The organism is Arthrobacter gyeryongensis (assembly GCF_039543785.1).
Lineage (GTDB): Bacteria > Actinomycetota > Actinomycetes > Actinomycetales > Micrococcaceae > Arthrobacter > Arthrobacter gyeryongensis.
Genome location: NZ_BAABKK010000011.1, coordinates 32,794 through 59,363, shown reverse-complemented (window position 1 = coordinate 59,363; position 26,570 = coordinate 32,794). Strand labels below are relative to the sequence as shown.

General features: G+C 64.0%; 26 protein-coding genes and 1 riboswitch. Of the genes, 12 read left to right on the top strand and 14 right to left on the bottom strand.

What is annotated here, in order from left to right:
• Nucleotides 1–141: 141 nt before the first annotated feature.
• The 3 genes from sigE to ABEA18_RS09590 are packed head-to-tail and all read left to right on the top strand — an operon-like array spanning nt 142 to nt 2,119.
• Nucleotides 142–786 carry an RNA polymerase sigma factor SigE gene (gene sigE / locus ABEA18_RS09600; protein ID WP_234748318.1) on the top strand — a complete coding sequence of 215 codons (645 nt, stop codon included), beginning with the start codon at nt 142–144 and terminating at the stop codon, nt 784–786.
• A gap of 36 nt (nt 787–822) precedes the next feature.
• Nucleotides 823–1,704 carry a hypothetical protein gene (locus tag ABEA18_RS09595; protein ID WP_345449129.1) on the top strand — a complete coding sequence of 294 codons (882 nt, stop codon included), beginning with the start codon at nt 823–825 and terminating at the stop codon, nt 1,702–1,704.
• 31 nt (nt 1,705–1,735) lie between these two features.
• Nucleotides 1,736–2,119 (top strand): twin-arginine translocase TatA/TatE family subunit, encoded by a 384-nt coding sequence (locus ABEA18_RS09590; protein ID WP_345449128.1) that lies wholly within the window; start codon nt 1,736–1,738, stop codon nt 2,117–2,119.
• Between the two features lie 5 nt (nt 2,120–2,124).
• Here the strand turns inward: ABEA18_RS09590 and ABEA18_RS09585 are convergent, their stop codons facing one another.
• The 3 genes from ABEA18_RS09585 to ABEA18_RS09575 are packed head-to-tail and all read right to left on the bottom strand — an operon-like array spanning nt 2,125 to nt 5,241.
• On the bottom strand, nt 2,125–3,252 hold the full coding sequence (locus ABEA18_RS09585; protein ID WP_345449127.1) for an Mrp/NBP35 family ATP-binding protein: 1,128 nt from the start codon (nt 3,250–3,252) through the stop codon (nt 2,125–2,127).
• An 11-nt stretch (nt 3,253–3,263) separates the two neighbouring features.
• Nucleotides 3,264–3,908, bottom strand: coding sequence for a DUF1003 domain-containing protein (locus tag ABEA18_RS09580; protein WP_345449263.1), 645 nt, complete (start codon nt 3,906–3,908; stop codon nt 3,264–3,266).
• A gap of 49 nt (nt 3,909–3,957) precedes the next feature.
• Nucleotides 3,958–5,241: a magnesium transporter MgtE N-terminal domain-containing protein gene (locus ABEA18_RS09575; RefSeq protein ID WP_236812034.1), complete on the bottom strand. Its 1,284-nt coding sequence runs from the start codon at nt 5,239–5,241 to the stop codon at nt 3,958–3,960.
• A 76-nt stretch (nt 5,242–5,317) separates the two neighbouring features.
• Here ABEA18_RS09575 and ABEA18_RS09570 point away from each other — a divergent pair, with 76 nt between their 5' ends.
• Nucleotides 5,318–6,145 carry a YflT domain-containing protein gene (locus tag ABEA18_RS09570; protein ID WP_345449126.1) on the top strand — a complete coding sequence of 276 codons (828 nt, stop codon included), beginning with the start codon at nt 5,318–5,320 and terminating at the stop codon, nt 6,143–6,145.
• A gap of 54 nt (nt 6,146–6,199) precedes the next feature.
• Here the strand turns inward: ABEA18_RS09570 and ABEA18_RS09565 are convergent, their stop codons facing one another.
• From ABEA18_RS09565 to ABEA18_RS09555, 3 genes are all read right to left on the bottom strand, one after another.
• A complete protein-coding gene (locus ABEA18_RS09565) occupies nt 6,200–8,689 on the bottom strand; it encodes an FtsX-like permease family protein (RefSeq protein WP_345449125.1) in 2,490 nt (829 codons plus the stop codon).
• Nucleotides 8,637–9,410 (bottom strand): ABC transporter ATP-binding protein, encoded by a 774-nt coding sequence (locus ABEA18_RS09560; RefSeq protein WP_345449124.1) that lies wholly within the window; start codon nt 9,408–9,410, stop codon nt 8,637–8,639. Before ABEA18_RS09560 ends, ABEA18_RS09565 begins: the two co-directional genes overlap by 53 nt.
• A gap of 425 nt (nt 9,411–9,835) precedes the next feature.
• On the bottom strand, nt 9,836–11,419 hold the full coding sequence (locus ABEA18_RS09555; protein ID WP_345449123.1) for an aminopeptidase P family protein: 1,584 nt from the start codon (nt 11,417–11,419) through the stop codon (nt 9,836–9,838).
• 80 nt (nt 11,420–11,499) lie between these two features.
• Here ABEA18_RS09555 and ABEA18_RS09550 point away from each other — a divergent pair, with 80 nt between their 5' ends.
• Complete coding sequence (locus tag ABEA18_RS09550; RefSeq protein WP_345449122.1) at nt 11,500–12,345, top strand: PHP domain-containing protein; 846 nt, start codon at nt 11,500–11,502, stop codon at nt 12,343–12,345.
• Here ABEA18_RS09550 and ABEA18_RS09545 read toward each other — a convergent pair.
• The 4 genes from ABEA18_RS09545 to thiE all read right to left on the bottom strand — a co-directional run bounded on the left by ABEA18_RS09545 (nt 12,342) and on the right by thiE (nt 17,450).
• The gene (locus ABEA18_RS09545; protein WP_345449121.1) at nt 12,342–13,205 is read right to left on the bottom strand and encodes a DNA-methyltransferase; all 864 of its coding nucleotides are present in this window, start codon (nt 13,203–13,205) and stop codon (nt 12,342–12,344) included. The two genes, ABEA18_RS09550 and ABEA18_RS09545, sit on opposite strands and share 4 nt — an antisense overlap.
• Nucleotides 13,206–13,213: 8 nt before the next feature.
• Nucleotides 13,214–14,920: a DEAD/DEAH box helicase gene (locus ABEA18_RS09540; RefSeq protein ID WP_345449120.1), complete on the bottom strand. Its 1,707-nt coding sequence runs from the start codon at nt 14,918–14,920 to the stop codon at nt 13,214–13,216.
• A 288-nt stretch (nt 14,921–15,208) separates the two neighbouring features.
• The gene (locus tag ABEA18_RS09535; RefSeq protein WP_345449118.1) at nt 15,209–16,723 is read right to left on the bottom strand and encodes an RNB domain-containing ribonuclease; all 1,515 of its coding nucleotides are present in this window, start codon (nt 16,721–16,723) and stop codon (nt 15,209–15,211) included.
• Nucleotides 16,724–16,760: 37 nt separating this feature from the next.
• Entirely contained in the window at nt 16,761–17,450 is a 690-nt protein-coding gene (gene thiE / locus ABEA18_RS09530; RefSeq protein ID WP_345449117.1) for a thiamine phosphate synthase, read from the bottom strand.
• A 26-nt stretch (nt 17,451–17,476) separates the two neighbouring features.
• Nucleotides 17,477–17,596, top strand: a riboswitch (TPP riboswitch).
• Between thiE and thiO the strand changes: the two genes are divergently transcribed.
• From thiO to ABEA18_RS09510, 4 genes are all read left to right on the top strand, one after another.
• A complete protein-coding gene (thiO, locus tag ABEA18_RS09525; RefSeq protein WP_345449116.1) occupies nt 17,588–18,892 on the top strand; it encodes a glycine oxidase ThiO in 1,305 nt (434 codons plus the stop codon). It overlaps the preceding riboswitch by 9 nt.
• Nucleotides 18,889–19,125, top strand: a complete 237-nt coding sequence (gene thiS, locus ABEA18_RS09520) for a sulfur carrier protein ThiS (RefSeq protein ID WP_345449115.1) — start codon at nt 18,889–18,891, stop codon at nt 19,123–19,125. The genes thiO and thiS overlap by 4 nt, the downstream gene beginning before the upstream one ends.
• Nucleotides 19,126–19,128: 3 nt before the next feature.
• The gene (locus ABEA18_RS09515; RefSeq protein WP_345449114.1) at nt 19,129–19,935 is read left to right on the top strand and encodes a thiazole synthase; all 807 of its coding nucleotides are present in this window, start codon (nt 19,129–19,131) and stop codon (nt 19,933–19,935) included.
• Nucleotides 19,936–19,997: 62 nt separating this feature from the next.
• On the top strand, nt 19,998–20,330 hold the full coding sequence (locus ABEA18_RS09510) for a 4a-hydroxytetrahydrobiopterin dehydratase (protein WP_345449113.1): 333 nt from the start codon (nt 19,998–20,000) through the stop codon (nt 20,328–20,330).
• 31 nt (nt 20,331–20,361) lie between these two features.
• Here ABEA18_RS09510 and ABEA18_RS09505 read toward each other — a convergent pair whose 3' ends face one another.
• From ABEA18_RS09505 to ABEA18_RS09495, 3 genes are read right to left on the bottom strand one after another with little or no spacing between them, the layout of a single operon-like run.
• Nucleotides 20,362–20,664 (bottom strand): hypothetical protein, encoded by a 303-nt coding sequence (locus ABEA18_RS09505; protein WP_345449112.1) that lies wholly within the window; start codon nt 20,662–20,664, stop codon nt 20,362–20,364.
• A gap of 36 nt (nt 20,665–20,700) precedes the next feature.
• Nucleotides 20,701–20,925 (bottom strand): DUF3107 domain-containing protein, encoded by a 225-nt coding sequence (locus ABEA18_RS09500; RefSeq protein ID WP_059387503.1) that lies wholly within the window; start codon nt 20,923–20,925, stop codon nt 20,701–20,703.
• A 50-nt stretch (nt 20,926–20,975) separates the two neighbouring features.
• Nucleotides 20,976–21,632: a TetR/AcrR family transcriptional regulator gene (locus ABEA18_RS09495; RefSeq protein WP_425550507.1), complete on the bottom strand. Its 657-nt coding sequence runs from the start codon at nt 21,630–21,632 to the stop codon at nt 20,976–20,978.
• Nucleotides 21,633–21,717: 85 nt separating this feature from the next.
• Here ABEA18_RS09495 and moeB point away from each other — a divergent pair, with 85 nt between their 5' ends.
• Together moeB and ABEA18_RS09485 are read left to right on the top strand one after the other, a co-directional pair.
• Nucleotides 21,718–22,917 (top strand): molybdopterin-synthase adenylyltransferase MoeB, encoded by a 1,200-nt coding sequence (moeB, locus tag ABEA18_RS09490; protein ID WP_345449110.1) that lies wholly within the window; start codon nt 21,718–21,720, stop codon nt 22,915–22,917.
• A 48-nt stretch (nt 22,918–22,965) separates the two neighbouring features.
• Entirely contained in the window at nt 22,966–23,943 is a 978-nt protein-coding gene (locus ABEA18_RS09485; RefSeq protein ID WP_345449109.1) for an SDR family NAD(P)-dependent oxidoreductase, read from the top strand.
• Between the two features lie 17 nt (nt 23,944–23,960).
• Here ABEA18_RS09485 and ABEA18_RS09480 read toward each other — a convergent pair whose 3' ends face one another.
• Entirely contained in the window at nt 23,961–25,289 is a 1,329-nt protein-coding gene (locus ABEA18_RS09480) for a glutamyl-tRNA reductase (protein ID WP_345449108.1), read from the bottom strand.
• Nucleotides 25,290–25,437: 148 nt separating this feature from the next.
• Here ABEA18_RS09480 and hemE point away from each other — a divergent pair, with 148 nt between their 5' ends.
• The gene (gene hemE, locus ABEA18_RS09475) at nt 25,438–26,565 is read left to right on the top strand and encodes a uroporphyrinogen decarboxylase (protein WP_345449107.1); all 1,128 of its coding nucleotides are present in this window, start codon (nt 25,438–25,440) and stop codon (nt 26,563–26,565) included.
• Nucleotides 26,566–26,570: the final 5 nt, after the last annotated feature.

Genomic DNA, 26,570 nt, shown 5'->3' with positions numbered 1-26,570 from the left:
CGCTCTGCGGGAAAAGCCTGCCTGTGATCAGCAAAATCTCAGGCAAGACTGGGATGATGTATATCCAGCCATCCAAGCGAGGGCCGGCAACGAACTCCTGAGTGACCGGCAGGATGACAAACAGTTTGAGGGGAGCGGACGATGCGGGCATCAAGTGCTGCGCCAGTCCAGACAACGGCAGCAGTCCTGGGTTCCACCGACACGGCCCCTCCGGCCGAAGAGTGGGTCAGGCCAAGCTGGGAGGAAGTGGTGGAGAACCACTCCGCCAAGGTCTTCCGCCTTGCCTACCGGCTCACCGGAAACAAGTTCGACGCCGAAGACCTCACCCAGGAAGTCTTCGTCAGGGTCTTCCGTTCGCTCGAAAACTTCAAGCCAGGCACACTCGACGGCTGGCTGCACCGCATCACCACCAACCTTTTCCTTGACCAGGCGCGTCGGAAGAGCCGCATACGCTTCGATGCGTTGGCCGAAGACGCTGAATCCCGGTTGCCGGGGCATGAACCCGGGCCCGAGCAGAGCTTCGAGCTGAACAACCTCGATCTCGACGTCCAGCGCGCCCTGGAAGAACTCCCCCCGGACTTCCGCGCCGCCGTCGTGCTTTGCGATCTGGAAGGCCTTTCGTACGACGAAGTCGCCGAAGCACTTGACGTGAAGCTGGGGACCGTCAGGTCCCGCATCCACCGCGGACGGACAATGCTTCGTGAAAAGCTGGCGCACAGGGATCCGCGTCCCGTCCAAGCCCGCAAGCCGCGGCTCAAGATGCCGCGCATCGCCGGTCTCCTTTAGTCGCCGATGGGTCTGCTCAAGGGACGACGCGGTGGTTTGACCCGGGGAAGTATCCGGCACAGCCGCGCCCCGGGCCACCTGCAGGAATGCTCTGAATGCCACGCCGCGGTCCTGCGGGAGCGCCAGTACCTGGAACGGCTTCGCCGTGCGGCGGTTCCGGAGGCGAGCCAGGATTTCACCAACAGGCTGATCGAACACACCCAGCGGTTGGCGCAATCCGATTTTCCTGAGCGCCCTGTGGCCCAGCGAAGCGTGTGGCACGGCATCCGGCTTGCCAGCGCCGCGGCCGGCGGACTCGCCGTGAGCGCCGGAATCCTGGCGGTTGCAGCTTACGCGGTCGGCGGTGAAGTTACGCCGCAGGCCTCCAACCGCGGAGAGCAGGAAGTCCGGACGCTGGTCAGTTCAACCGTGCCCGGAAACGTCGGAGAGCAGCTCCCCGTGACTGGTGCGCAGTTGAGTCTGCCCGCGAGCGTGGCCGGGACGGTGAGCCTGAGCGAGCAGCAGTTGTCCGAACTGCGGCGAGACGGCTGGGCATGTCCCGAAATGGCGAGCATGGGATACCACGTGGTTTCCGCCCGGGCCTTGATGCAGGACGGGCATCCCGCCGTTGAGCTGCACCTCAGCGACGGTGACCATCACGCCACCCTGGTGGAGCAGCACTTGGAGGGCGCCGGCACTTCAGGAACCCAACTGTCCATCACCCAGGGGGCCCCGTGGCAGGCCGTCTATTCCTCGCCGGTGGCCGTGCTGCGATATTCCTCCGACATGCCTGCCAATCAGGCTGCGGGAGCCGTTCCTGAGCTCGTGAAGGCGGGCGACTCGCTGGTGGTCGCCCGGCCCGCCGAAAACAGCGCAGAGACCTGGAACGAACGGCTGCAACGGGGACTCCATGCCCTGGCGGGCCTCGCAGGTTTCTGAGCGGACCAACGGACAAGGTAATCTTCGATACGTGTTTGGAATCAATGGCTCGGAGTTTCTCATCCTGCTGATCATCGGCGTCATCGTGATCGGCCCCAGCCGTTTGCCTGAATACACGCGGAAGCTGACGAACCTGGTCAAGGAGCTGCGGCGCATGGCGTCCGGTGCCCGCGAGCAGATCAAGGAAGAAGTCGGCATCGACATCGATGAAGTCGACTGGAAGAAGTATGACCCGCGCCAGTACGATCCGCGCCGGATCATCAAGGAAGCACTGCTCGACGACGACACGAAGCCTGTCAGCGATGGTGCGCCTGTCGCCGTGGCAGCCGTGGACACCCCGACGAAGGTTCCCGAGCGCGTCGTTGAACGGCTTTCCATTGGGGAAAAGGCGCCCTTCGACGCCGAGGCCACCTAAAAAGGCTATTTCGGCTGGATCCCGAGGGACATTCCGGCGAGGCCACGCGGCTTGGCGTTGAGCTTTCCCGCGATGTCCTGAAGTGCCTGTGCGGCGGCCGTCTCCGGAGCCGTCAACACCAGGGGACGGCCCGCGTCTCCGCCTTCGCGCAGACGGATGTCCAAGGGGATCTGTCCCAACAGTGGAACGTCGGTCCCGACGGCGGCGCTCAACCGCTCAGCCAGCACCCGCCCGCCGCCGCTTCCGAACAATTCCATCCTGCCGCCGTCGGGCATTTCCAGGAAGGACATGTTCTCCACGACGCCGGCAAGCTTCTGGCCGGTCTGCGTTGCGATGGTTCCGGCCCGCTCGGCAACATCCGCTGCCGCGGCCTGCGGGGTGGTCACCACGAGGATTTCCGCGTTGGGAAGCAACTGTGCCACCGAGATCGCGATGTCGCCCGTGCCTGGCGGAAGATCCAGGAACAGGGCATCCAGATCGCCGAAATAGACATCCGTGAGGAATTGCTCCAGGGCACGGTGCAGCATGGGTCCCCGCCAGGCCACCGCTTTGTTCCCGGAAACAAACATGCCAATGGAGATCACTTTCACGCCGAAGGCCACGGGTGGGAGGATCATGTCGTCCACCCGTGTGGGCTGCTGTGTGATTCCCATAAGCGCCGGGACGGAGAAACCGTGGACATCGGCGTCGACGATTCCCACGCGCAGCCCCTGTGCCGCAAGGGCGCACGCAAGGTTGACCGTCACCGAGGACTTTCCCACACCGCCCTTGCCGCTGGCCACGGCGAAGACTTTCGTCAGGGAGCCCGGCTCGTTGAAGGGGATTCCGCGTTGCCCCCCTGCGCCTCTCAACTGTTCCTTGAGTGCGTCGCGCTGCGCTTGTGTCATGACCTTGAGCTCGACTTCGACGCCCGTCACGCCCGGAACCCTCGTAAGGGCAGCCGTGGCGTCGGCCGTGATCGTCTCACGCAGGGGGCAGCCGGCGATGGTCAGCCGCACCACAACCCGGACGGTTCCGTCCGGACTGGCCTCTACCGAATCCAGCATCCCCAACTCGGTGATGGGCCGGCGGAGTTCGGGATCGATGACGGTTGCCAAGGCAGCGTTGAGGGCCTCGACAGATGGTGTGCTCATGGGGTGGATGTTCAGCTTTCGGGCTGGGCGGGAGGAGTTGAGTGACGCGCCGGCGAAGTGCCGACTGCCGAGAGGTCGGGGGCAGATTGCTCCGCGTTGGAGTGCGCCGGATGGACCTTGGGAATCTGTTGCGTGGGGGGATTGCGCTGTTTATTGCGCTTGTCCTTGATTTTGTCCTTGGCTTTCTCGCCGTTGTTTGAGCCGCCGGAATTGTTGGGACCCAACTCCTCCTGCGCTTCGAGAAGATCCGAGAGCAGCGAGCGGAGTTCTGCACGTACGTAGTCCCTGGTAGCGACCTCACGCAAAGCGATGCGAAGGGCCGCGACCTCACGGGTCAGGTATTCGGTGTCAGCCAGATTGCGCTCGTCCCGGGCGCGGTCCTGCTCGATTGTCACGCGGTCCCTGTCGTCCTGGCGGTTCTGGGCCAACAGGATCAGGGGTGCGGCGTAGGAGGCCTGCGTGGAGAAGAAAAGATTCAGGAGGATGAACGGGTACGGATCCCACTGGAAGCCGAACAAGCCAATAACGTTGAACGCAATCCAGACGATCACGAAGATCGTCATGTAGAACAGGAAATTCGCCGTACCCATGTAGCGCGCGAAGCGCTCGGCAAATCGGCCGAAGGCATCGGGATCGCTCCCGAAGTTCGGCAGCATGCGGGAACGTAGCTCGAGCGGGGTGTCAAGTCCTCCGCTGGTGGGCTTCTCAGCCAATTCGGCCTCCTAGTTTCCTGATCGGTGCTCCGTCTTCGTGGGTTCGCCAGTCGTCCGGGAGCAAATGGTCCAAGAGGTCGTCAACTGTCACCGCCCCTACGAGGCGACCGGCGCTATTCACGACCGGGAGGGAGTTTAGGTTGTAGGAGGCCATGGTGTGGCTGACCTCGCTGACGCTGGCGTGATCGGAAACCGGCTCCAGGTTCTTGTCCACGATGCTGCCCAGCTGTTCGGGCGGGGCGCTGCGGAGCAATTGCTGGATATGCACGACGCCAAGGAATCGTCCCGTGGGGGTCTCCAGCGGCGGGCGGCAGATAAAGATGGCAGAGGCCAGGGCGGGGGAGAGTTCCTCGCTGCGCACGTGGGCCAGAGCCTCAGCGACGGTGGCTTCGGGGGGAAGGATGACGGGAACCGGGGTCATAAGTCCGCCGGCCGTGTCTTCGTCATACTGCAGGAGCCGGCGAACGTCGTCGGCCTCGTCGGGCTCCATCAGGAGCAGCAGTTCCTCGGCCTTCGCGGAAGGAAGGTCCGCCAACAGGTCTGCGGCGTCGTCCGGGTCCATCTCTTCCAGTACGTCGGCTGCGCGTTCGTTGTCCAGGGCAGACAGGAGGGTTACCTGGTCCTCTTCCGGCAATTCCTGGAGCACATCGGCGAGGCGTTCGTCCTGGAGCTCGCTGGCCACTTCGATCCGTCGCTTGTCCGACATCTCCTGGAGTGCGTCGGCAAAGTCGGCCGGTTTGAGGTCCTCGTGGGTGGCAACGAAATGGCTGGCACCCTGGGGATCGTTCTCGGAACCCTGCAGCGTGTCCGCCCAGTCCACCAGGAGGGTGTGACCGCGGCGCAGTCCACGGAGCCTGGACGTAGACGTGCCGCGTCGAATGAAAAGCTTGGAGACCAGCCAGTCACCGTTGCGCTGCTGGTCCATGGCGATGTCTTCGATGATGGCGTCGCCGCTGCCGTCCTTGAGGGTTACCTTGCGATCAAAGAGCTCGCCGACAACGAGCTGCTCGGCACCGCGTTGCTGGAAGCGGCGCAGATTGACCAGTCCGGTGCAGATAATCTGGCTCTGGTCCATGGACGTCAGCCTGGTCATGGGAACGAAGACGCGCTTCTTGCCGGGGACTTCGACGACGATACCCACTGCATGCGGGGCCCCGCGCAGGCCGCGTGAGAGCACCACGACGTCACGCAGCCGGCCCAGGCGATCGCCGAGGGGGTCGAAAACGTCGAGGCCGAGCAAGCGCGCAACAAAGATGCGTGATGGATTTGTGCTCACCCTTACAGGCTACCGAGTCTGCTCTCTTTTAGCTGAATTTCAGCCGGTTCACATGTGTATGGGACAGAATGGGGGTATGGCGAACATTTTCGGTGCCCCTAAGGCCACGGAGGAATCCCGCAGCGTCCCCAAGGGCGACACCGTGGGCTCTTACACTTCCTATCTCGATGCCCAGAAGGCGGTGGATTATCTTGCCGACCAGCAGTTCCCCGTCCAGCATGTCTCCATTGTCGGAAACGACCTCAAAATGGTGGAGCGGGTAACGGGACGGCTTAGCTACCCGCGGGTCGCTTTGTCCGGCGCCCTGAGCGGTATGTGGTTTGGCCTGTTCGTGGGCGTCATGCTTTCGTTCTTTACCCCTGCCGGGGGACCCTTCTCGATTGTGACGTCGGTCCTCATGGGCGCGGCATTCTTCATGCTCTTCGGGATCGTCACCTACGCCGCTCAGCGCGGGAAGCGGGACTTCACCTCCACCAGCCAGGTAGTGGCGACCAACTATGACGTCATTGTCGCGCTTGAGGCAGCCAACGAAGCCCGCCGTCTCCTTCACCAGTTGCCGATGAATCCTTCCGAGGCAGCCTTCGGCCGGCCGCCGCAGGCATACACGCCGCAGGACTACCGGAACCCGCCGGTCCATCCAGGTGCACCCCAAGGCCCGGCCCCGGAACGTCCGGCGTCGTGGCAGGACCCCTATGGCCAGCGCGGACCCGAAGCCGGACAGGGCACGGCCGGCGAGCCCGCCCAGCCTGTTGCGGATGCCCCGGCCCCAGCCGCGGCCGCGCGCCCGACCGCCGGCGTCCGCTACCCGGATCTTCCCGACGGCCGTCCGCAGTACGGCGTGCGGGTGAACGAACCCGGAAGCGGCGAGCAGGCCGCCAACGATGAGGATCCCGCCAAGCAGTAGCTATTGTTGCGCCACGATCCGCAGGGCCTCCCACGCTGCCGGATTCGCTACTACTCAGCCCTCAGGGCAGCTACCGGCTCCATTCGGGCCGCCCTGCGGCTCGGTCCTATCGCCGCCAAGCACAATGCAGTCAAGGTAACAATTACGATTCCACTGAATGCCAGGACGGTAAAAGTAGGACTCAGCGTCACTGCCGAGTGCCCCGGCGACAAGCTGCGTCAGGACCCACCCAGCCAACTGACCGACGAGAAGACCCCCTGCCAAGGCTGCGATTCCGAGCAAAATCGCATCAACGGCAACTAGCCTCGTTATGTCGCCCCGGGTGGCGCCAATCGCGCGCAACATGCCGAACTCTTTCTCCCGACGAGCGACGCCGACTGAGAACAGGCCTGCGGCGCCGACCGCGCCTAGGCTGAGTGCAAGCACCACGATGCCGAAGGCAACTCCGGCGTATGAACCGAGTTCTGATTCTGCGCGATCCTTCATTTTGGCGGCCGTGATCACCGAGACCCCAGGGATGTCGGCAACAGAATCAGCGATCTGGTCCCGTAGCGCCGTGACGTCGACGCCCGGCTTCGCTTCTACATTCCAGCCGTTGGATCCGGTAATTCCGAGCTCGGCTGCGGCATCACGACTGATCACCACTTGGTTCCCTGTTGCCAAGGACGCAAACGTCCCGACGACGCGAAGCGGGAGGGTCTTGCCTGCCCGGTCTAATCTGACGGTGTCGCCCAAGGAAATATCGCGGCTCACGGCGAGAGCTTCAGGAATGATGACCGCGCCTCCCTTTTCCAGGGCAAGGGGCGCGGTCCCGTCATTTCCTTGGCGCCATGGAAGCTGGGCTGTGGCGAAATAGCTGTTTGGATCGACAGCGAGGATTGCAATCTGGCTCGAGGTCCCCTGGAACTGCAATGCCCCGCGGTCCCAAACAGTGTCTGAGACCCTGTCGATCATTTGAATTGACCCCAGGCGTTCGTCTAGTTTTCCAGCGATAGGCGTCGTGGAGGATATTTGAATGTCGGCTCCGAATTGGCGAACAATCTGCTCAATCATGGCGCTCCTGACGGATCCGACCCCGATCACGAGGGCTGCACCCAGGCAGACGACAACGCCCATGATGGGCGTCGTAGAGTCGAGCGATGCGTATTTGCGGAGGCGCTGGGCCGCTGCCTTGCCTGTCCAACCCTTGAAGATCTGTAGCCTGGTGGCGGCTACGAGAATTAACGGAGCAAGGAATCCCGCGGCGGCCAGCGACAGGACGAAGCCAACGAGCTTCACGACAACGGAGTCAAGCCAGTAGCTGGCGACTCCGAATGCGAGGAGCATGATGCCGACGGCGACGCGGAGTCTCTGCCCAGACCTGCGCTCCGCACCTTCAGGCGAGATGGCCGTAAGAGGGCCCTGGCGTAGCACTTTCACTACGGCCCGAGCGGCCCCGGCGCAGCCCGCGGCGACCCCGCTCAGGATGGCAAGCATTACCTGCCAAGGTTCGACCGCGACGGTTGCTGGAGGTATGTTGCCGATCGACGATAGCCCTTGGTTGAGGATCCAGCTGACGCCAAACCCAAGCCCCAACCCGGCCACCGAGCACGCGGACGCGAGCATCAGTGCCTCACATAAGACGGCGCCTGCCAGCCAGGAACCGCGGGCGCCGACAGCTCTCATGACTCCGTAAGTCAGCCGGCGCGCATTCACGACGGCCTGGAAGGCCGTCGCTGATAGGAGGATCGAGATGCCCAGAACGGTGCAGGAGGCGATCATCAAGATGAGTGAGACAACGGTGATGAGGGGACCGAGGGTGGAATTGAAGGCGGAAGTGTCCTGCACTTTGAACTGAGGAGGCAGGCTGGACGAATATTCGCTCTGCCAGCGTTCCGCGGAGTGTCCGGCCGTCAGCTGGATGTCAACTCTTGATACTTGGCCCTCTTGGTTGAATATCATCTGGGCGTAGGACAAATCGACAAAAATGTTGTCGTATGCCAACGGCCCAAGAACCTTGCCGTTGAACACGCCGACGACGCGCAGTTGCGTGGGCCCATCGCTCGATGCGGCCACCAGCGAATCGCCTAAATCCACACCTAAGCGCGAAGCGACGTCAGCCGGAACCAGGGCCTCGGGCTTGTTTACGGCAGGGAGCCCGCCCCTAAGCTCAAGCCTCCTAAGTTGAAGCTCTGCGTTGAGCGTGGTGGGGTAACCGGTAACCGTCAAGGGGAGGCCTGTGCCAGGGGTTCCCGAGGGCCGGACGCTCGAATTCCGAGCCAGAGTCGGGATCGGCGTCGCAACCCCAGGGAGCTCCGCAATTGCCCTCACTGCGCTCTCGGGGGCCGTCGTCCCGGGAATAGCAGGGACCACGGCGACGTCGCCAATGCCTGATAGCGAGCCAACTCCTTGCGAGAGCTGGTCGTTGATGCTTTTCGATGTGAGGAGAGTGCCGAAAATGAGCGCTACGCCGAACACCAGCGCAACCGCTGCGACTCCATATCGTGGAAGATCAAAGCGAAGTTGCCGCAAACCACTCGCGAACGCGTTCATTATGGTGAGCATCTCCCTCCTGATGCGGTGCGTTGAGGTCAAGTTGATCAATGATCGTCCCGTCCCTCAGCGCAATGATCCGGTCGGCATAACTCGCAGCATATGGATCATGGGTGACCATCAGCCCGCTGGTACGACGATCGCCGCCAATCGCGTCGCGAATCAGACGGAGAACAATATCTCTGTTCCTCGAGTCGAGGCTTCCTGTCGGCTCATCGGCGAGGACGACGCTAGGAGCCCCGAATAGCGCTCGAGCTACGGCGACCCGCTGACGTTGTCCGCCGGACAACTGGTCGGGGAATCTATCGGCATATTCAAACAATCCCAGCTGTTCGAGCAGCACCAGTGCATCTGCTCGCCAACGAAAGCCTCTTTGGCCGGAAACAATCGATGACAACGCGGTGTTCTCCACTACCGTCATGCTTGGAACAAGATGAAAGGCTTGGAAAATGAATCCGACATTCTCCCGCCGGAAGATGGTCTTCTGTTTTTCGTCCATTCCGGAGACACGGAGTCCTGCTACATCGATACATCCGGCAGTCGGCGAATCGATTCCTCCGACCAACTGGAGCAGGGTTGACTTGCCGGATCCAGATGGGCCAATGATCGCAACAAGTTTACCCGGCTGGATCTCCAGTTCAGCAATATCAAGTGCAGCCTTCTCGTTTCCGGCACCGTCGTCATAGTGGCGACGAACGCTTTTGAGGGAAATGGCGGGAAAGTTGTTGGTCATGTTTCGACTGCCCCGACTTGGGGGAGCATCCACTCAAATTCGAACCACATTTCGCATTCTCCGACGTCGCTGGTGAGAAACTCAGACTCAATGACATCCCGATCGGCCAGGACGGATCGGTGACGTTCTTGCTATCTCACTTGGTTCGTTGGTGGCGATACACAACCCCGCCACCAACGAACCGAGCGTGGCAACAGCACCAAACGGGGGATCGACTATCGGTGCTGCGCCTAGGAGGAGGGTATAAGTGCGCAGGGGCGTCTCCGTGTGGATTTCGTCAATCTCAGTGGTCAAAACGGCAAATCTCAGTGTAAAAAACCCGAAATTAAGTGGACGGAAGCCGGCGTCTCCGTGTTTTAACAAAAGAGGAGGGCTACCGGATGTTCAAGATCCGGTAGCCCTCCTCGTGTTTTTTGCCTCAGTGGTTACGCTTCGGCGTCCTGGTAGATGCCCGCCATCCAGGACTCGACGTCGTCGGCCTTGCGGGGGAGAGCGGCGCTGAGGTTGACCGGACCGTCTGCCGTCATCAGGATGTCGTCCTCGATCCGGACTCCGATTCCGCGGTATTCCGCCGGAATGGCGAGATCCTCGTCCTTGAAGTAGAGCCCGGGCTCGATGGTGAACACCATGCCCTCGGTGAGTACGCCGTCCAGGTAGAGATCACGCTTGGCCTGCGCACAGTCGTGGACGTCCAGCCCAAGGTGGTGGCTGGTGCCGTGCGGCATCCAGCGGCGGTGCTGCTGCCCTTCGGTGCTGATGGCTTCCTCCACGGAGACCGGCAGCAGTCCCCACTCCGCAAGGCGCTCTGCGAGGACCGTGGTGGCGGCGGTGTGGATGTCGCGGAACTTCACGCCCGGCTGGGCTGCAGCGAATCCGGCGTCGGCGGCGTCAAGGACGGCTTCATAGACCTTGCGCTGGACGTCCGAGAACTTTCCGTTGGCAGGAATGGTACGCGTGACGTCGGCTGTGTAGAGCGAGTCTGCCTCCACACCGGCGTCCAGCAGGACGAGTTCCCCGGCGTTGACCTTGCCCGTGTTCCGGGTCCAGTGCAGCACCGTGGCGTTGTTTCCGGCGGCCGCGATGGTGTCGTAGCCGAGCTCGTTCCCTTCCTCACGGGCACGCGCGAAGAAAGCGCCTTCGATGACGCGCTCGCCGCGGTGGTGGGTCATGGCGCGGGGGAGGGCACGGACGACGTCGGCGAAACCCTCCACCGTCGCGGCCACGGCGATCTTCATCTGCTCGATTTCCCAGGCGTCCTTGAGCAAACGCAGCTCGGAGAGCGCCTCGCTGAGCAGTTCGTCGAGGGCATCGAGTTCGCCGAGGTCCAGGTTCTCCGGATCCTTGGCTGTGTTGTAGCGTGCGGTGTCCACGAGGGCATCGATGTTCTCGTCGACTTTGCGGACCAGGCGGATGGAGATGCCGCCGATTTCCGGGGCACCCACGTTCTTGGTGATGGCCATCTCGAGTTCGTCGAGATGCGCGGTCCTGAGTCCGAGGCGCGCTTCGAATTCGGCGAGCGTCGGACGCGCGCCGATCCAGAACTCACCGGAACGCGAATCGGCGTAGAACTGTTCAGTGTCCCGGCCGGCGAGCGGACGGAAGTAGAGCGTCGCGAGGTGGTTGCCGCCGTCGTCGCCGGTCCCCTCCTCGACAGGTTCCAGGACCAGCACGGCATCGGGCTCGTGGTCCAGGCCCAAGCCCGTGAGGTGCGCAAAACCTGAGTGGGGGCGGAAGCGGTAGTCGCAATCGTTCGAGCGGACCTTGAGCGGGCCGGCCGGTACGACGAGGCGCAGGCCTGCGAACTTGTCGGAGATGGCCCGACGACGCGTGGCGGCATGGTCGGCGACGGCGTCACGCGCAGGGGTCACCTGCGGCGTTGGTGCCCAATTGCTGGCCATGAATGCCTTGAAGGCATCGGATGTGGGCCGCTGGGAGCGGTTGTTGACGCGCTCCTCCAGGGGCTGGGAGGCTGTGGTTTCACCGTTTTGGGTGTTTTCTGCATCGTTCACCGTCCCATAGTCCCATCAAGGCCGACACTAGGCCAACGCCGAAACGGTCCAAGCCGTCCCCAATCAAATACGCTTGGAAAGTGAAGATCGACCTGCACGCGCACTCCAATGTTTCCGACGGGACCGAGGCTCCCGCGGGAGTGATCGCTTCCGCATCAGCTGCGGGTCTGGATGTGGTGGCCTTGACCGACCACGATTCCACTGACGGATGGGAACAGGCCTCCGTCGCGGCACTCGAATTCGGTGTGGCTTTCGTTCCGGGGATAGAGATCTCGTGCCGCACCCGGGAGGGGATCAGCGTCCATCTGCTCAGCTATCTCCACGATCCCGCGCACCCCGGCCTGCTCGAGGAAATCACCAAGGCGAAAGACGCGAGGCTCACCCGTGCCAAGCGGATGGTCACGCTCCTGGCCGAGGATTACCCCTTGAGCTGGGACGATGTCATCCATCATGTGGCTCCGGGTGCCACCGTGGGCCGGCCCCACATCGCCGACGCCCTCGTGGCGGCCGGTGCGGTGGCGAGCCGCTCCGAGGCGTTCACGGCGATCCTGACTTCGCACTCGCGCTATTTCGTGCAGCACTACGCGCCGGACCCGGCGCTCGCCGTCGAGCTCGTACGGTCGGCGGGCGGTGTCCCTGTCTTCGCGCATCCAGTGGCTTCGGCCCGCGGCCGGATGGTCGGAGAACGGACTTACGGGGAAATGATCGACGCCGGCCTCCTGGGGCTGGAAGTGGAACACCGCGACAATCCCGAGGAAGGCCGCGTGTTCCTGCGCCGCCTGGCCGCCGAACACGGCTTGTTCATGACCGGTTCGTCCGACTACCACGGAACCGGCAAGCCCAATCTGCTCGGGGAGAACCTGACGTCCCCCGAGGTCCTGGCCCGCATCGAGGAATTGGGCACGGGAAGCTCAGTGGTTCGCTAGACGGGGTAGAAGGTGGCCTTGCCGTCCAGGCGCTTGCGCATCACGTCGATGGCCGGGGCGTTCTGGTCCACGCACACGAACTTGCGCTCGAGTTTCGCCGCGACTGAACCGAGGGTGCCTGAGCCGGCGAAGAAATCGAGGCACCAGTCTCCTGGCCGGCTCGATGCCGTGACGATGCGCCGCACCAGGCCTTCCGGCTTCTGCGTCGGGTAGCCGGTCTTTTCCTTGCCTGTCGGGGAAACGATGGTGTGCCACCAGACGTCCGTGGGAAGCTTCCCAAGTTCGCGTTTGGCCGGCGTTACAAGGCCCGGCGCCATGTACGGCTCACGGTCGACCTCGGCGTTGTCGAAGTGGTACTTGGCAGGGTTCTTGACGTACACGAGGATGTTGTCGTGCTTGGTGGGCCAGCGGTTCTTGGCGCGTGCGCCGTAGTCGTAGGCCCAGATGATCTCGTTCAGGAAGCACTCGCGGCCGAAGATCGAGTCCAGCATGACTTTGGCGTAGTGCACTTCGCGGTAGTCGAGATGCAGGTACAGGGTGCCGTCGTCGGCGAGCAGGCGCCAGGCCTCCACGAGCCGGGGTTCCAGGAAGGACCAGTAGTCGCTGAAGGCATCGTCGTACTTGTGCAGGGCGCCCTTGATGGTGTTATAGGAGCGTCCCTTGAAGCCGACGCGGTCGCCGTCGCCGTCGGCGTTGCGGACCATGCGCGTTTCCTGGCGGCTCTGGACCCGGCCCGTATTGAAGGGCGGGTCCACGTAAATCAGTGTGAAGGCGCCGTCCGGCAGCGTCGGGAGGAAATCCGCGTTGTCCGCGTGAACCACCAAATTGCCGCCGTCCGGCGCCCAAACAATGTCAGTCATTGAGGCCGTTAAGCTTCGGTGCTCTCGCCGGACGCACCGGAAGCCGAGACCACTTCGCCGTTGCGGCGGCGGGTGCGGGAACGGCGAGCGCGGGAAGGCTTGTCCGCGCCCTCGCCGGACTGCGGCTCGGCAGACTGGGCCATTGCCTCAACGGGGGCTGCTTCGCCTTCGGACGTTCGACGGCGGCGGGTGCGGTTGCGTCCGCCCTCACCGTCTCCTTCGCGGGACGGAGCATCGCTGGACTTGGTACCGCGGCGTGCACCTTCACGGCCACCTTCACGCCCGGCGTCGCGTCCCGTGCGTCCACGCCCGGAATCGTCGCCTGAACGGGAGTTCTTCTTGCCGGTCTCGCCGAGGTCTTCCAGGACCTCAGCGTCGACCCCGGCGAGGGTGCGCTTGTCGCGGGGCAGGCGGCCCTTGGTGCCCGCGGGGATGTCCAGTTCCTCGAAAAGGTGCGGCGACGAGGAGTAGGTTTCCACGGGCTCCGGGTAGCTCAGGCCCAGCGCCTTGTTGATCAGGCCCCAGCGCGGCATGTCGTCCCAATCGACGAACGTCACGGCCGTGCCCTTGTTGCCTGCGCGGCCGGTGCGGCCAACGCGGTGCAAGTAGATCTTTTCGTCTTCGACGCACTGGTAGTTGATCACGTGCGTGACGTCATCGACGTCGATGCCGCGGGCGGCGACGTCGGTGGCCACGAGGACGTCCACCTTGTTGTTGCGGAAGGCGCGGAGAGCCTGCTCGCGGGCGCCCTGGCCCAGGTCACCGTGGATGGCGGCGGCTGCGAAGCCGCGGTCCACGAGTTCCTCGGCAACCTTGGCTGCGGTGCGCTTGGTCTTGGTGAAGATGATGGTCCGGCCGCGGCCGCGGGCCTGCAGAATGCGGGCGACGACCTCCACCTTGTCCATGCTGTGGGCACGGTAGATGAGCTGCCGGATGTCGCGCTTGGTCAGGCCTTCGTCGTCCGGGTCGGCGGCACGGATGTGCGTGGGCTGCGTCATGTAGCGGCGCGCCATGGCGATGACCGGGCCAGGCATGGTGGCCGAGAAGAGCAGGGTCTGGCGGACGGCGGGTGTGCCGGCAATCAGGGTCTCGACGTCCGGAAGGAAGCCGAGGTCAAGCATCTCGTCTGCTTCGTCGAGAATCACCATGCGTACGTTCTTGAGGTTCAGGTGCTTCTGCTTGTAGAGGTCGATCAGACGGCCGGGGGTGCCGACAACAACCTCGACGCCCTTTTGCAGGGCTTCGATCTGGGGCTCGTATGCGCGGCCGCCATAGATGGTGGCGATGCGGGCGTTGCGCTTCCGGGACGCCGTCTGGAGATCGTTGGCCACCTGCACGGCGAGTTCGCGGGTCGGAACAATCACGAGGGCCTGGGGTGCACCCGGGACAGCGAGCTTGTCGTGCCCGGCGTCGTCCGGTCCGACGACGCGCTGCAGTGCCGGAATGCCGAAGCCGAGAGTCTTTCCGGTACCGGTCTTGGCCTGGCCGATGATGTCGTGACCGCCTAGGGCGACCGGGAGCGTCATGGACTGGATGGGGAACGGGTGGGTGATTCCGGCGTCGGCGAGGGATTCAACGATGTCGGCGCGGACGTTGTAGTCGGCGAAGGTCTTTTCTGCGATCTCGTGGGGTGTTTCGTCCGAGGAAATGGTTTCCTCGGGTTCGATCGTTTCGGTTCCGTCGGTCAGAACTTCATGGGTGTGCAATTCACTCACAGTGGAGTTTTCCTTATTCATTTGGGCTGCGCTGCGTGCTCAACGGTTGTGGCAGGGCCGTTCCGGAGCACGGATGGGCGCAAGCAAATCCAGTGGAAGCCGATCGCGGGCTATCTAAATACTGGCACTGGGGACCAGTTGGTGTATCTCAAGATCGCGTAGGGGCGGGCTTGTTGATGTCAAAAAATTAACTGAATCAACGACCGGGCATCCATTACTACTCACTCAGTCTAGCGTCTGGGGGCGATAATCCCCGGATCGCGGTCCCGGGCCTGCGAACGGAGTGCGCTACGGGATCAGTTCGAAGGTGATTTGGCGGGTGGCAATGTCCGCGTCCAGCAGTTTCACGCGGACCTTCGTGCCCGACTCCATTTCGCCGTCGCAACGAGCGGTGACCGCCGGCTCGGCGATCTGGACGATGCCGTAGGGGCCGTGCGGGGCTCCGTTCCCATTGCCATTACCGTTGTTGCCATTGGCGCTGTTCCCGTTGCCGTTTCCGTTGTTCTTGGCGGGCTTCGATCCGGAAATCACTACGGCGTCGAATTCCTGTCCGATGTGGTTCACCAGGAGCGCTGCCTCCACCGTGTCCAGGGCCAGGCGTTCCATTTTGGCGGCAAGCTGGTCGGAAGACGCCATGATCACCGGCAGGGTCGGCAAAGCATTCCGGGCCCATGCAGGGATCTCTGTTCCATTACTCAGTGCTTCGCAGATGACCAGCACAAAACGATCCACAAGCCGGCGCAACGGCGCGGTGGTGTGGGCATAGGGTGCCCCGATGGCTGACTGCAGGACGCTGCCCGGTACCTCGCCGTCGAAGGGCGTGTAGCCGGCACCACGGAAAAGCAGCCCCGCTGAATGGAGGATGGCCAGTTGCCGGGGGTCCTTGGCGTCGAGGGTCCGCAAGTACGCTCCATAGCTCGTCCCCTCGGTCCAGGGCTTGCCGAGTGCCCCCGTTTGCCGCTTGAAATGGAGCAGCGAGCGCTCATCGGGGGCCGGCATGGTGCGCAAAATCCCCACTTTGCCGTCGAGCATCAGCTGGGCGGCGGCCATCCCGGTCATGAGCGAAATCTGGGCGTTCCAGTCCTCAACCGGCAGCGAGGGAGCTGCGACGATCCTGTACCCCCCGCCGTCGGGCAGTTGGACGATTTCCTGTTCGGGCATGTTCAGGCTTGCCCCGCCGCGGCGGCCCTCAAGTTCCACCCGCTTGAGTCCGACTTCCTTGAGCAGCTGCAGGACGGGATCAGCTGTTCCGGAATCGATCTCAGCCTGCACGCCCTTGTAGCTGAGTTTGGCGCGGCTCCGTACGCTTGCCCGCCGCACGGAGACGGTGCGGAACTCCGCCTCGGCATCGAGTTCGAAGTCCCACACGAACGCGCCGCACGTCTGGCCGGCCAACAGGCTTCCCGCATGCTCGCTGATGATCTCGGGGTGCAGCGGTATACGGCCGTCCGGGGCATAGTACGTTTGCCCGCGGTGGCGGGTCTCGGCGTCGAGCGCTCCTCCCGGGGGCACAAAGGAGGGCACATCGGAGATGGCGTAGAGAACCCTGTAACCACCGCCGGACCTGTCAATGAAGAGGGCCTGGTCGAGATCCGTGGAAGAAGCCGGGTCGATCGTGATGAACGGAACGTCCGTGAAGTCATGCGGCGGCAGGGTGTGTCCGGAAACCGCCGCTTCGGCGTCGCGCAGCGCTTCAGCGGGGTAACCTGCGGGCAGCTCGAGTTCAGTCCGCAGCGCCGCCAGCGCTTCCGCAAGCTGGTTCGACGTTTCACTAACGTTCGGGGCTATCCGCTGGTGTGACACGAAAGTCAGGGTAACTCCAAAATCTCGCGGCGTCTCGCTAGGCCGCCGCTGCGTCCAGGGCAGCCAGGAGCGCCTGGGCAGCTGCCGTCGGATCTTGCGCTTCGGTGATTGCCCGCACCACCACGATGCGGCTGGCGCCGGCCCTAACTACCTCTTCCACGTTGCCGAGATCGATCCCGCCGATCGCAAACCAGGGGAGCACGACGCCCCCGACGGTCTCTTCGTCTGCCTGCTTCACCGCGTTGGCAGCGTACTTCACCAGATCGAGCCCGACGGCGGAGCGTCCCGGCTTCGTGGGGGTGGCCCACACCGGCCCGACGCAGAAGTAGTCCAGGCCGCTGCGGCCAGGCGACGCGGCGATGGCGGCGTCAATCTGTTCCGGCGTGTGCGTGGAGAGGCCGATGATGGTGGGGTCGTGGAGCAATTTCCGGGCAGAGCGCAGCGGAATGTCCTTTTGGCCGATATGGAACACCGGCGCGCCGGAGAGGGATGCTACGTCCGCGCGGTCGTTGACTGCCCAGAGACGGCCGTGACGATGAGCCACGGATTGCAGGACCTCCAGGAGTTCGAGTTCTTCCGCCGCCTCAATCGTCTTGTCACGCAGCTGGATGATGTCCACGCCGCCCTCGAATGCGGCATCGACAAACTGCTCAAAATCACCCTTTTGTTTGCGGGCGTCAGTGCAGAGGTACAGGCGGGCGGTGGTGTGGACATCGTGCTGGGTCATGGAAACAGAGTAGTTCCTCTAAACTGGGCTGGTACCGCGGGAGCCGCGGCGGCAGTCACAATCGCCGCTCGGCTGAGAGGGCTTAAGCGCCGACCGCTTGACCTGATCCGGCTAGTACCGGCGTAGGGAAGGACTCCATGGACGAAGTAAACACCCAGCACGAACCCGTGCGCGCGGATGTCGCGGTGATCGGGGGCGGTGTCATTGGCCTCGGCATCGCGTGGGAAGCCCGCAGATCCGGCCGTTCGGTTGCCCTCGTCGATCCCGCACCGGCCAGCGGCGCTACGTTCGCGGCGGCGGGAATGCTGGCGCCGGTCAGCGAATTGCACTACCAGGAAGAGGACCTCCTGGAGCTAATGCTCGAATCGTCGGTATTGTGGCCGGACTTCGAACGGAATGTGACCGGCTCGAGCATCGGCCGCAGCACAGGTTACCGTACGACGCCGACCCTCGCCGTCGGCGCGGACGCTGCGGACCGCCGGGCGCTCGCCGATCTCCGGGATGTGCAGCTGGCCAACGGCCTGGTGGTGGAATCCGTGCGGTTGCGCGAGGCGCGGGAGCGTGAGCCGCTGCTGAGCCCGCAGATTTCCTGCGCCTTCGACATCCCGGGCGACCACCAAGTGGATCCACGCCGGCTTTCGGCCGCGATTCTGGGCGCGCTGGCAGACCACCAGCCCGGCGATTCCAGCTGGATTCCGGGGGCCGAGGACGGTTTTGCGGTCCACGACGCTGCGGCGGGACTCCTGTGGGAGGACGGGCGCGTCGTCGGGGCCGTGCTCGGCTCAGGAATCGAAGTGCTCGCCACGGAAACAGTGGTAGCCAACGGACTGGATGCCGCCCGCTTGGACGGCCTGCCGGATGGATTGTCACTCCCGTTGCGTCCGGTGTATGGCGACATACTGCGGTTGCGCGTCCCGGAGCACCTGCAACCCCTGGTCACCGCCACTGTCCGGGGAATGGTGCGCGGAGTGCCCGTCTATATCGTGCCCCGCGACGACGGGACGGTGGTGATCGGCGCGACGCAACGTGAAGACGGCTTGTCGGCGTCCGGGGGATCGGTCAACCCGGTATCAGCCGGTGGCGTGTACCAATTGCTCCGCGACGCCCAGGTACTTGTCCCGGCTGTGGCCGAACTGGAACTTCTGGAAGCAACTGCCCGAGCGCGCCCGGGCACTCCGGACAACGCACCGTTGCTGGGCCGCGTGGAAGGTCGCGAAAGAACCGTGCCGGGCCTCATCGTGGCCAGCGGCTTCTTCCGCCACGGCGTACTCCTCACTCCGGCAGCGGCGAAGATCTGCGTCGGACTCATGGACGGCACCGCGGATCCCCGGTGGAACAAATTCCGCCCGGACCGCTTCTCCCACCAGCTTTCAACGGTACCGGCCTCAACGGACGACCCATCGGCCGGTACCTTATATCCCCTTCCGAAGGACCACGCATGAACATCAAATTGAACGGCGCAGACCACACACTGAGCGACGACGCGTCTGTCACCACCCTCGTCAGCCACGTCACCGGACGTGTTGTGGACTCCAGCGGCCAGGCGGCTGACGGACGCAAGATCGGCGTCGCCGTCGCACGCAATTCCGAAGTGGTGCCACGCAGCCAGTGGGCTGCCACCGCGCTCGCAGAGGGCGACGAACTCGAAATCGTTACCGCAGTACAGGGAGGCTGAACCATGACCACAGCAAGCACACACGAAGCAAGCACCCGAACCGACGCCCTGGTGATCGACGGTGTCGAGTTCGGCTCGCGTCTCATCATGGGCACCGGCGGAGCCCCGAGCCTGGACGGCCTGGGGGCGGCGTTGCTGGCCTCCGGCACCGAACTCACCACCGTTGCCATGCGGAGGTACTCGCCGACCGAAACAGGTTCGCTTTTCCAGTTGCTCGTGGACCATGGCATCCGTGTCCTGCCCAACACGGCCGGCTGCTTTACCGCCAAGGACGCTGTCATGACAGCCGAGCTTGCCCGGGAGGCGTTGGAGACGGATTGGGTGAAGCTCGAGGTCATCGCCGACGAACAGACGCTGCTGCCTGACGCAGTGGAGCTCGTGGACGCAACGGAGAAGCTGGTGGACCGCGGCTTCAAGGTCTTCGCCTACACCAACGACGACCCCGTGCTGGCGCTTCGATTGGAAAACCTCGGAGCCACAGCGGTGATGCCCTTGGGCGCGCCTATCGGCACCGGCCTGGGCATCCTGAATCCCCACAACATCGAACTCATTGTGTCCCGGGCTTCTGTGCCGGTAGTACTCGACGCCGGCATCGGAACCGCGTCCGACGCCGCACTCGCCATGGAACTCGGTTGCGACGCTGTGCTGCTGGCAACCGCGGTGACCCGTGCGCAGAACCCGGTGCAGATGGGCGAAGCCTTCAAACACGCTGTCATCGCCGGTAGGCTGGCGAAGCAGGCCGGCCGCATTCCGCGCCGGGAACACGCCCTGGCCTCCTCGGCGATGGAAGGCCGGGCCGAGTTCCTCTAGTGGCCTACGCTGGCCGCCCCGGGGATTCCTGCGAAGATTCCGCGTCTGTGAAGGAGCCCCGAATGGCCGGCAAGGATGACATTCTTTCCAGGTCCGCGATCGACGACGCCCTGGCGGAGCTGCCGGACTGGCGGTACCGCCAGGGCGGACTCGTCACGGTTTACAAATGCCCGACGTCGGCTGCCGCACTCGAGCTGATCGCCGCCGTCGGGCGCATCGCCGAACAGCAGAACCACCACCCGGACCTGGACTGGCGGTACAACCGGGTGTTCATCCGCTACACCTCCCATGACGCCGGGAGCGAGGTGACCCGACGCGATATCCGGGCGGCTACGAGCGCGAGCGAAGCAGCCACGGAAGTGGGGGCAGTGGCCAAACCGGAAGCCACGCCATGAGCCGGATCTGTAGCTAGAGCCGCAGCGCCGGCTAGAGTCGCAGCGCCGCGGTCAGCTGGGCGGTGTCGTGCCGGACCCGATGGCGGCCCAGAAAGTAGGAGGCCACCGCGGCCGCCACGGTTCCCAGAATGATGGGCAGGACCCACGGGATCCACGTCACGCCAGGCTGGTAGCCAAAGCCAAGTTGGATGAAGATCATCCAACTCAGCATGGCGACAGCGACGGAAACGCCGGCGGGCAGGGTGATTCCGTATGTGCCACGGCGTTTGTCAGTTCCCCAGACGATGAAGCCTGAGGCGATGGTGGCTAGCGCCACGATGACAAGTGAGAGCATGCGGACTCCTGGCTCGCTGGTGTTCTTGCTTAATGCTTAGAGGGCGCCGAAGCCCACCCGGCGCACTTCCTCGGCGCCGATCTCCACGTATCCGAGGACATTGCCGGGAACGATGACCTGGCGGCCCTTTTCGTCGGTGAGGCGCAGGTCCGTGCCGTTGGCAATGGCCTCGCTTACGATCTTTGCAACAGCCTCGGCATCGAGAGCGGACTCAAGCGCGATCTCACGGCCAACATTCTGAATGCCGATCTTTACTTCCACAGCGGGGCCTCCCAGCCAATCAAAAAATTACTCAGTCCTCTATTTGTAGTCTAGGACTCTTTCGGGAAGCGACTGATTCCGCGCCAAGCTAAACGGTAGATCAGATCGCTGGCGACATCGAGGTCCAGATCGCCGTCGGTTTCGAGCCAATACCGGGCGCTGACCTGCGCCATTCCGGCCAGGCCGCGGCCCAGCAGCTGGGCCTCCAACGGGGGCAGCTTGGTGTCTTCGGCAATGACCTTGGCGACGGCGTCGGCGAAGGTGCGGTTGAAAGTCTCCAGTCGCGAGCTGACATCCGGGTCATTGATGAGATCGGATTCGAAGACGAGCCGGTGGGCTTGGTCATCCCCCGCGATGAAACGGTAGTAGGCGCGCATGACGGCCTGGACGCGTTCCTTGTTGTCCGACGTCGAATTCAGCGCCGTGAGCATCTGGTCCGTGAGCTTGGCCAGGTGGCTGTCGAGGAGGGCCATGTAAAGCTCCCGCTTGGACGGGAAGTGTTGGTACAGCACCGGCTTGCTGACGTGGGCGGTCTCGGCGATTTCGTCCATCGCTGCACCGTGGAAACCGTTGGCAACGAAGACTTCCAAGGCGGCGTTCAGGAGCTGGGCCCGGCGCTCATCGCGTGGCAGCCTCGCCGAGCGTGGCGAACCGGTCCGATCTTGCCTGACCTGCGCCTCCTGTTTGATGCGTACACTTTCAGCCACTTGTCTGCCGCCTTTCCTTTGCAGTTATGACCACAATACTGCGCAGTAATATGACCGGGCGGCAGCGGCAGGCATACTTTGGAGTATGGCCACTATTTTTGCTGCCCAAACGTTGCCGTCTTCGCTGCCGCCACTCGTGGAACCGGCCGCGGAGCTGACCACCGAAGAGGTCGAACGGTACTCGCGCCACCTCATTATTCCCGAAATCGGAGCGGCCGGTCAGCGCCGGCTCAAGAACGCAAAAGTCCTCGTGATCGGGGCAGGCGGACTGGGCTCTCCCGCGTTGCTGTACCTGGCCGCGGCCGGAGTGGGGACGCTCGGAATCGTCGACGACGACGACGTCGACCTCAGCAACCTGCAACGCCAGATCATCCACGGCGTTGGCGATGTGGGACGGCCGAAGATCGAATCGGCACGTGACGCCATCAAGGAACTCAATCCGCTGGTCAATGTGCAGCTGCACAGCGTCCGCCTGGACTCCTCCAACGCTTTGGAGATTTTCTCCGGCTACGACCTCATCCTGGATGGCGCAGACAATTTCGCCACCCGATACCTGGTCAACGATGCTGCCGCGATCCTCGGCAAACCGTACGTCTGGGGATCCATTTTCCGCTTCGACGGCCAGGTCAGCGTCTTCTGGGCGAAGCATGGACCCAGCTACCGCGATCTCTATCCGGAGGCCCCTCCTGCAGGCTCCGTCCCGTCCTGCGGCGAAGGCGGCGTGTTCGGTATGCTGTGCGCTGCTGTCGGCTCGCTCATGGTGACGGAGGCCGTGAAGCTGATCACCGGCGTCGGGCGCTCCATGCTGGGACGCGTGGCGCTCTTCGACGCCCTCGGCGGCAGCTGGCGCGAAATCAAGGTTTCGAAAGACCCGGAGGTCGAGCCGATCACTGAATTGACCGACTACGAAGCATTCTGCGGCATCACCCCCGCACCCGCAGCCGACTCGGTTCCGACCGTCACGGCCACCGAACTTTCCGGGATGCTCGAGGCACGCGCGGCGGGCGAACGAGACTTTGAACTGGTGGATGTCCGCGAGATCGGTGAACACGAGATTGTGAGCATCGACGGATCGGTGCTCATCCCTCAGGGACGCATCCTGGCGGGGGAGGCCTGGACGGAACTCCCACAGGACAAGGAGATCGTCTTCCATTGCAAGGGAGGCACCCGTTCCGCCGCAGTGCTCGCCGCGGCGCAGCGCGCCGGCTACACCCGGGTCAGCCACCTCGACGGCGGGATCCTGGCCTGGGTGCGTGACGTCGAGCCGGGCAAACCGGTTTACTGAACCCAAACGCCGTTGAACCCGAAAGGTCCCGATATGAGCGAGGAATCCATGACCACACCACAACACCCCATCGGATCGGGATTCGGCCACGGCTCCAAGGCATCGGAGGTTGTGGCGGGAGTGGACCTCCGCGGCAAGACGGCAATCGTCACGGGTGGCTATTCCGGGCTTGGCCTGGAAACGGTGCGGGCACTGTCCTCCGCAGGAGCCGCGGTCACTGTTCCCGCCCGGCGTCCTGAACACGCTAGGGAGGTCCTCGCCGCGGCCGGCCTGGCCCGGGAGCAGGTCAACGTGGAAACTTTGGATTTGGCCGACCAGCAGGCAGTGAAGGATTTCGCGGCACGCTTCCTGGCGTCGAACCCAACCCTGGACATCTTGATCAACAACGCCGCCATCATGGCGAGCCCGGAACAACGCGTGGGCCCGGGCTGGGAATCCCAGTTCGCCACCAACCACTTGGGCCACTTCACCCTTCTCAACACTTTGTGGCCCGCGCTGGCGGCTGCCGGTTCGGCCCGTGTGGTCTCCTTGTCCTCCACGGGACACAAACTCTCGCCGATCCGTTTTGAGGACATCAATTTCGAGACCGGTTACGACAAATGGAAGGCCTACGGCCAGGCAAAGACCGCAAATGCGCTATTCGCCGTGGAGCTGGACCGCCTGGGTAAATCCGCCGGGGTGCGGGCCTTCGCGGTCCATCCCGGCGGCATCATGACCGAGCTCCAGCGCTACCTTCCGCGTGAAGAGATGGTCGCGGCGGGTTGGATGGACGACGCAGGCAACGTCCGGGAGGGTTTCAAGACGCCGGAGCAGGGGGCTGCCACGTCCACCTGGGCAGCGACGTCCTCGGCACTGGCAGGCATGGGCGGGGTGTATTGCGAAGACTGCGACATCGCCAAGCCCACGGACCCGGCCTCGCCGCTCGCGCGGTACCAAGGAGTGGATGCGCACGCAGTGGATCCGGAAGCCGCAACAAGGCTGTGGGCTGTGTCTGCAGAAATGACGGGCGTCAACGCCTTCGCATAGGGCGCGTTCGCGGGGGGCTAGGCGCTTTCAGCCTGCCGGGATGCCGGTTGGTGGTCCACAGGGCATTCAGCTGCTGGAGCAGCGGCAACCGGCTGCTCGACCTGGATGCCATATAAGGCCTCGAGGGCTGCCACATAATCGTCTTGCTGGCCGTTTGCGGCAAGTTCGCGCGCACGGACCGTGGGGATGTGGAGCAATTGCTTGACCATGCGGCGGAGCGCGAACTCGACCTCTTCAGCCGCAGCGGTGCAGCCGTGCCGGGCCCGGACTTTTTCCATCTCGGCGTCGAGCACGTTCATGGTGTGGCGGCGCAGTGCCACTATGGCCGAGTCGACTGACCGGGCTTCGCGCTCCTGCTCGAAGGCGTCTGCCGCACCGGAAACAATGGTGCTCGCTTGTGCCAGCGACTCCGCTTGTTCCTGGGGCGCCGCGAGCCGCACGGATTCGAGCGTCAGGAGCTCGACGCCGTCGAGCTCGCCCACCGCGGGGTCGAAGTCGTGGGTGAGCGCGAGGTCGATCGCAATGAGCGTCTGGGTGGACAATGCACGGACCTTGGCAAGCTCTTCGGCCTCAACGCGGGTGTCCGATCCGCTGCAACCGATCATGACATCGGCGGCAGCGACGGCGGCAGGAAGGGTTTCGGCGTCGAGCGCGGTTCCGCCGCGGGTCGCCACGAAAGCCTCGGCGCGGCCGGAAGACGAGTAAACGGAGACGTCGGTGCAGCCGCGATCGCGAAGCAGCGACATAGTGGCCCCGGCGTAGGCCCCGGTCCCGAAGACCACTACCTTCTTGGTGCTCCAGTCGGCGTTCTCTGAGAGGTCCGTGGCGAGGTCCAGGGCAACTGAAACTATGGACAGGCCCCGCGAACCGAGGGCGGTCTGGGCCCCGACGTCCTTTGCCGTCTTGGAGGCAGCCTGGAACAAGCGGACCAGACCGGAACTCGCGGTTCCTTCGTGCTGGGCGGTGATGAGGGCACGGCGTACTTGGCCGGCGATTTCGCGTTCGCCGACGACGGCGGAGTCCAGTCCGGCGCTGACGGCGAAGAGGTGCCTGCTGACCTCAGGGCCGGTGCGGGTGCTGAAGGCGCGCGAGACGAGTTGCTCGTTGAGTCCGCTCAGGCCGCTGATCTGCGTGACGAGCGCCGAGCGGGCAGCTTCAAGGTTCTCGACATGCGGCGTTTCGCCGTAGATTTCGTAGCGGTTGCACGTGGCCAGGACCACGGCGCCCGAGACAAGTTGGGAATCGGCCAAAGCGGACGAGGCAACCTCGGATGAACCGTTGCTCAACTGAGCGACGGTTTCAAGATCGATGTCGGCGTGTGTAGCCACCAATGAGAAAAGAACCACAGCAAAGCAATCATAGCTTTTTCGGCGCCATGTAGAACAATGCTCGCGAGTGGTTCTCCGCACTGTCCGGAGTGACGCCCGTCACCTCACAATGTGCGGGACAGGCTGTCGTTATCTTTTGATCCCGATCTTCGGCACAATCGAAGGCATGACTTCCAGTTCCGCACTGCCTTATTCTGTGTCGGCCAACGGCGTTTCCGGCACCGCCGCCTCGAGCCTTGATGCAAGCCACCCGCTCATGGATGGCCGCACCGCAGACTCCCCGCTGATCCAGGCGTACCGTGGAGGCAAGCCGTCCCGCCGTCCGGTGTGGTTCATGCGCCAGGCCGGCCGCTCGTTGCCGGAGTACCTCAAAGTCCGTGAAGGCGTGGCGATGCTGGACTCCTGCCTGCGTCCCGAGCTCGCCTCCGAGATCACTTTGCAGCCGGTCCGCCGCCACGACGTTGATGCAGCCATCTTCTTCTCGGATATTGTCATTCCCCTCAAGCTGGCGGGCGTCGGCGTGGACATCGTTCCCGGCGTCGGTCCTGTCCTGGACAAGCCCGTCCGCACGGCCGCTGACGTGGCCGCCTTGCCGCAGCTGACGTGGGAAGCCCTCGAGCCGATCCGCGAGGCCGTGCGCCTGACGGTGGCGGAGCTCGGCACCACACCCCTGATCGGCTTCGCCGGTGCGCCGTTCACGCTCGCCGCGTACATGGTGGAAGGCAAGCCTTCCCGCGACCACCTCGGTCCGCGCACCATGATGCACGCCGATCCGGAAATCTGGACCGCCCTGGCCAACTGGGCAGCCGACGCTTCCGGCATGTTCCTGCGGGCGCAACTGGAAGCGGGCGCCTCTGCAGGGCAGCTGTTCGACTCATGGGCCGGTTCCCTTGGGCTGGCCGACTACGCCAAGTACGTTGCCCCCGCCTCGAGCCGCGCCCTCGACCACGTCCGCCACCTCGGCGCGCCGCTTGTCCACTTCGGTACAGGCACGTCCGAGTTGCTCGTCGCGATGCGCGACGTCGGCGTGGACGTCGTAGGGGTGGACTACCGGCTGCCGCTTGACGAGGCAAACCGGCGCCTAGGTGGAACTGTGCCCCTGCAGGGCAACATTGACCCCGCGCTGCTTTCGGCGCCGTGGGAGGTCCTGGAAGCCCATGTCCGCGAGGTAATCGCCGCCGGTTCCGCAGCCCCAGGCCACGTCCTCAACCTCGGCCACGGCGTGCCCCCGGAGACGGACCCCGCGGTCCTGACCCGGGTAGTGGAACTCATCCACTCGATCCCGGCAGGGTAGCCGGC

Excerpts from the sequence above, each read along its gene's own strand:
- ABEA18_RS09570 (WP_345449126.1), top strand. The coding sequence starts at position 5,318 with ATGGCGAACATTTTCGGTGCCCCTAAGGCCACGGAGGAATCCCGCAGC.
- ABEA18_RS09580 (WP_345449263.1), bottom strand. The coding sequence starts at position 3,908 with ATGCTGCCGAACTTCGGGAGCGATCCCGATGCCTTCGGCCGATTTGCC.
- ABEA18_RS09545 (WP_345449121.1), bottom strand. The coding sequence starts at position 13,205 with ATGACTGACATTGTTTGGGCGCCGGACGGCGGCAATTTGGTGGTTCAC.
- thiS (WP_345449115.1), top strand. The coding sequence starts at position 18,889 with ATGAACATCAAATTGAACGGCGCAGACCACACACTGAGCGACGACGCG.
- thiE (WP_345449117.1), bottom strand. The coding sequence starts at position 17,450 with ATGACCCAGCACGATGTCCACACCACCGCCCGCCTGTACCTCTGCACT.
- ABEA18_RS09560 (WP_345449124.1), bottom strand. The coding sequence starts at position 9,410 with ATGACCAACAACTTTCCCGCCATTTCCCTCAAAAGCGTTCGTCGCCAC.
- ABEA18_RS09565 (WP_345449125.1), bottom strand. The coding sequence starts at position 8,689 with ATGCTCACCATAATGAACGCGTTCGCGAGTGGTTTGCGGCAACTTCGC.
- ABEA18_RS09585 (WP_345449127.1), bottom strand. The coding sequence starts at position 3,252 with ATGAGCACACCATCTGTCGAGGCCCTCAACGCTGCCTTGGCAACCGTC.
- ABEA18_RS09510 (WP_345449113.1), top strand. The coding sequence starts at position 19,998 with ATGGCCGGCAAGGATGACATTCTTTCCAGGTCCGCGATCGACGACGCC.
- moeB (WP_345449110.1), top strand. The coding sequence starts at position 21,718 with ATGGCCACTATTTTTGCTGCCCAAACGTTGCCGTCTTCGCTGCCGCCA.
- sigE (WP_234748318.1), top strand. The coding sequence starts at position 142 with ATGCGGGCATCAAGTGCTGCGCCAGTCCAGACAACGGCAGCAGTCCTG.
- thiO (WP_345449116.1), top strand. The coding sequence starts at position 17,588 with ATGGACGAAGTAAACACCCAGCACGAACCCGTGCGCGCGGATGTCGCG.
- ABEA18_RS09515 (WP_345449114.1), top strand. The coding sequence starts at position 19,129 with ATGACCACAGCAAGCACACACGAAGCAAGCACCCGAACCGACGCCCTG.
- hemE (WP_345449107.1), top strand. The coding sequence starts at position 25,438 with ATGACTTCCAGTTCCGCACTGCCTTATTCTGTGTCGGCCAACGGCGTT.
- ABEA18_RS09485 (WP_345449109.1), top strand. The coding sequence starts at position 22,966 with ATGACCACACCACAACACCCCATCGGATCGGGATTCGGCCACGGCTCC.
- ABEA18_RS09505 (WP_345449112.1), bottom strand. The coding sequence starts at position 20,664 with ATGCTCTCACTTGTCATCGTGGCGCTAGCCACCATCGCCTCAGGCTTC.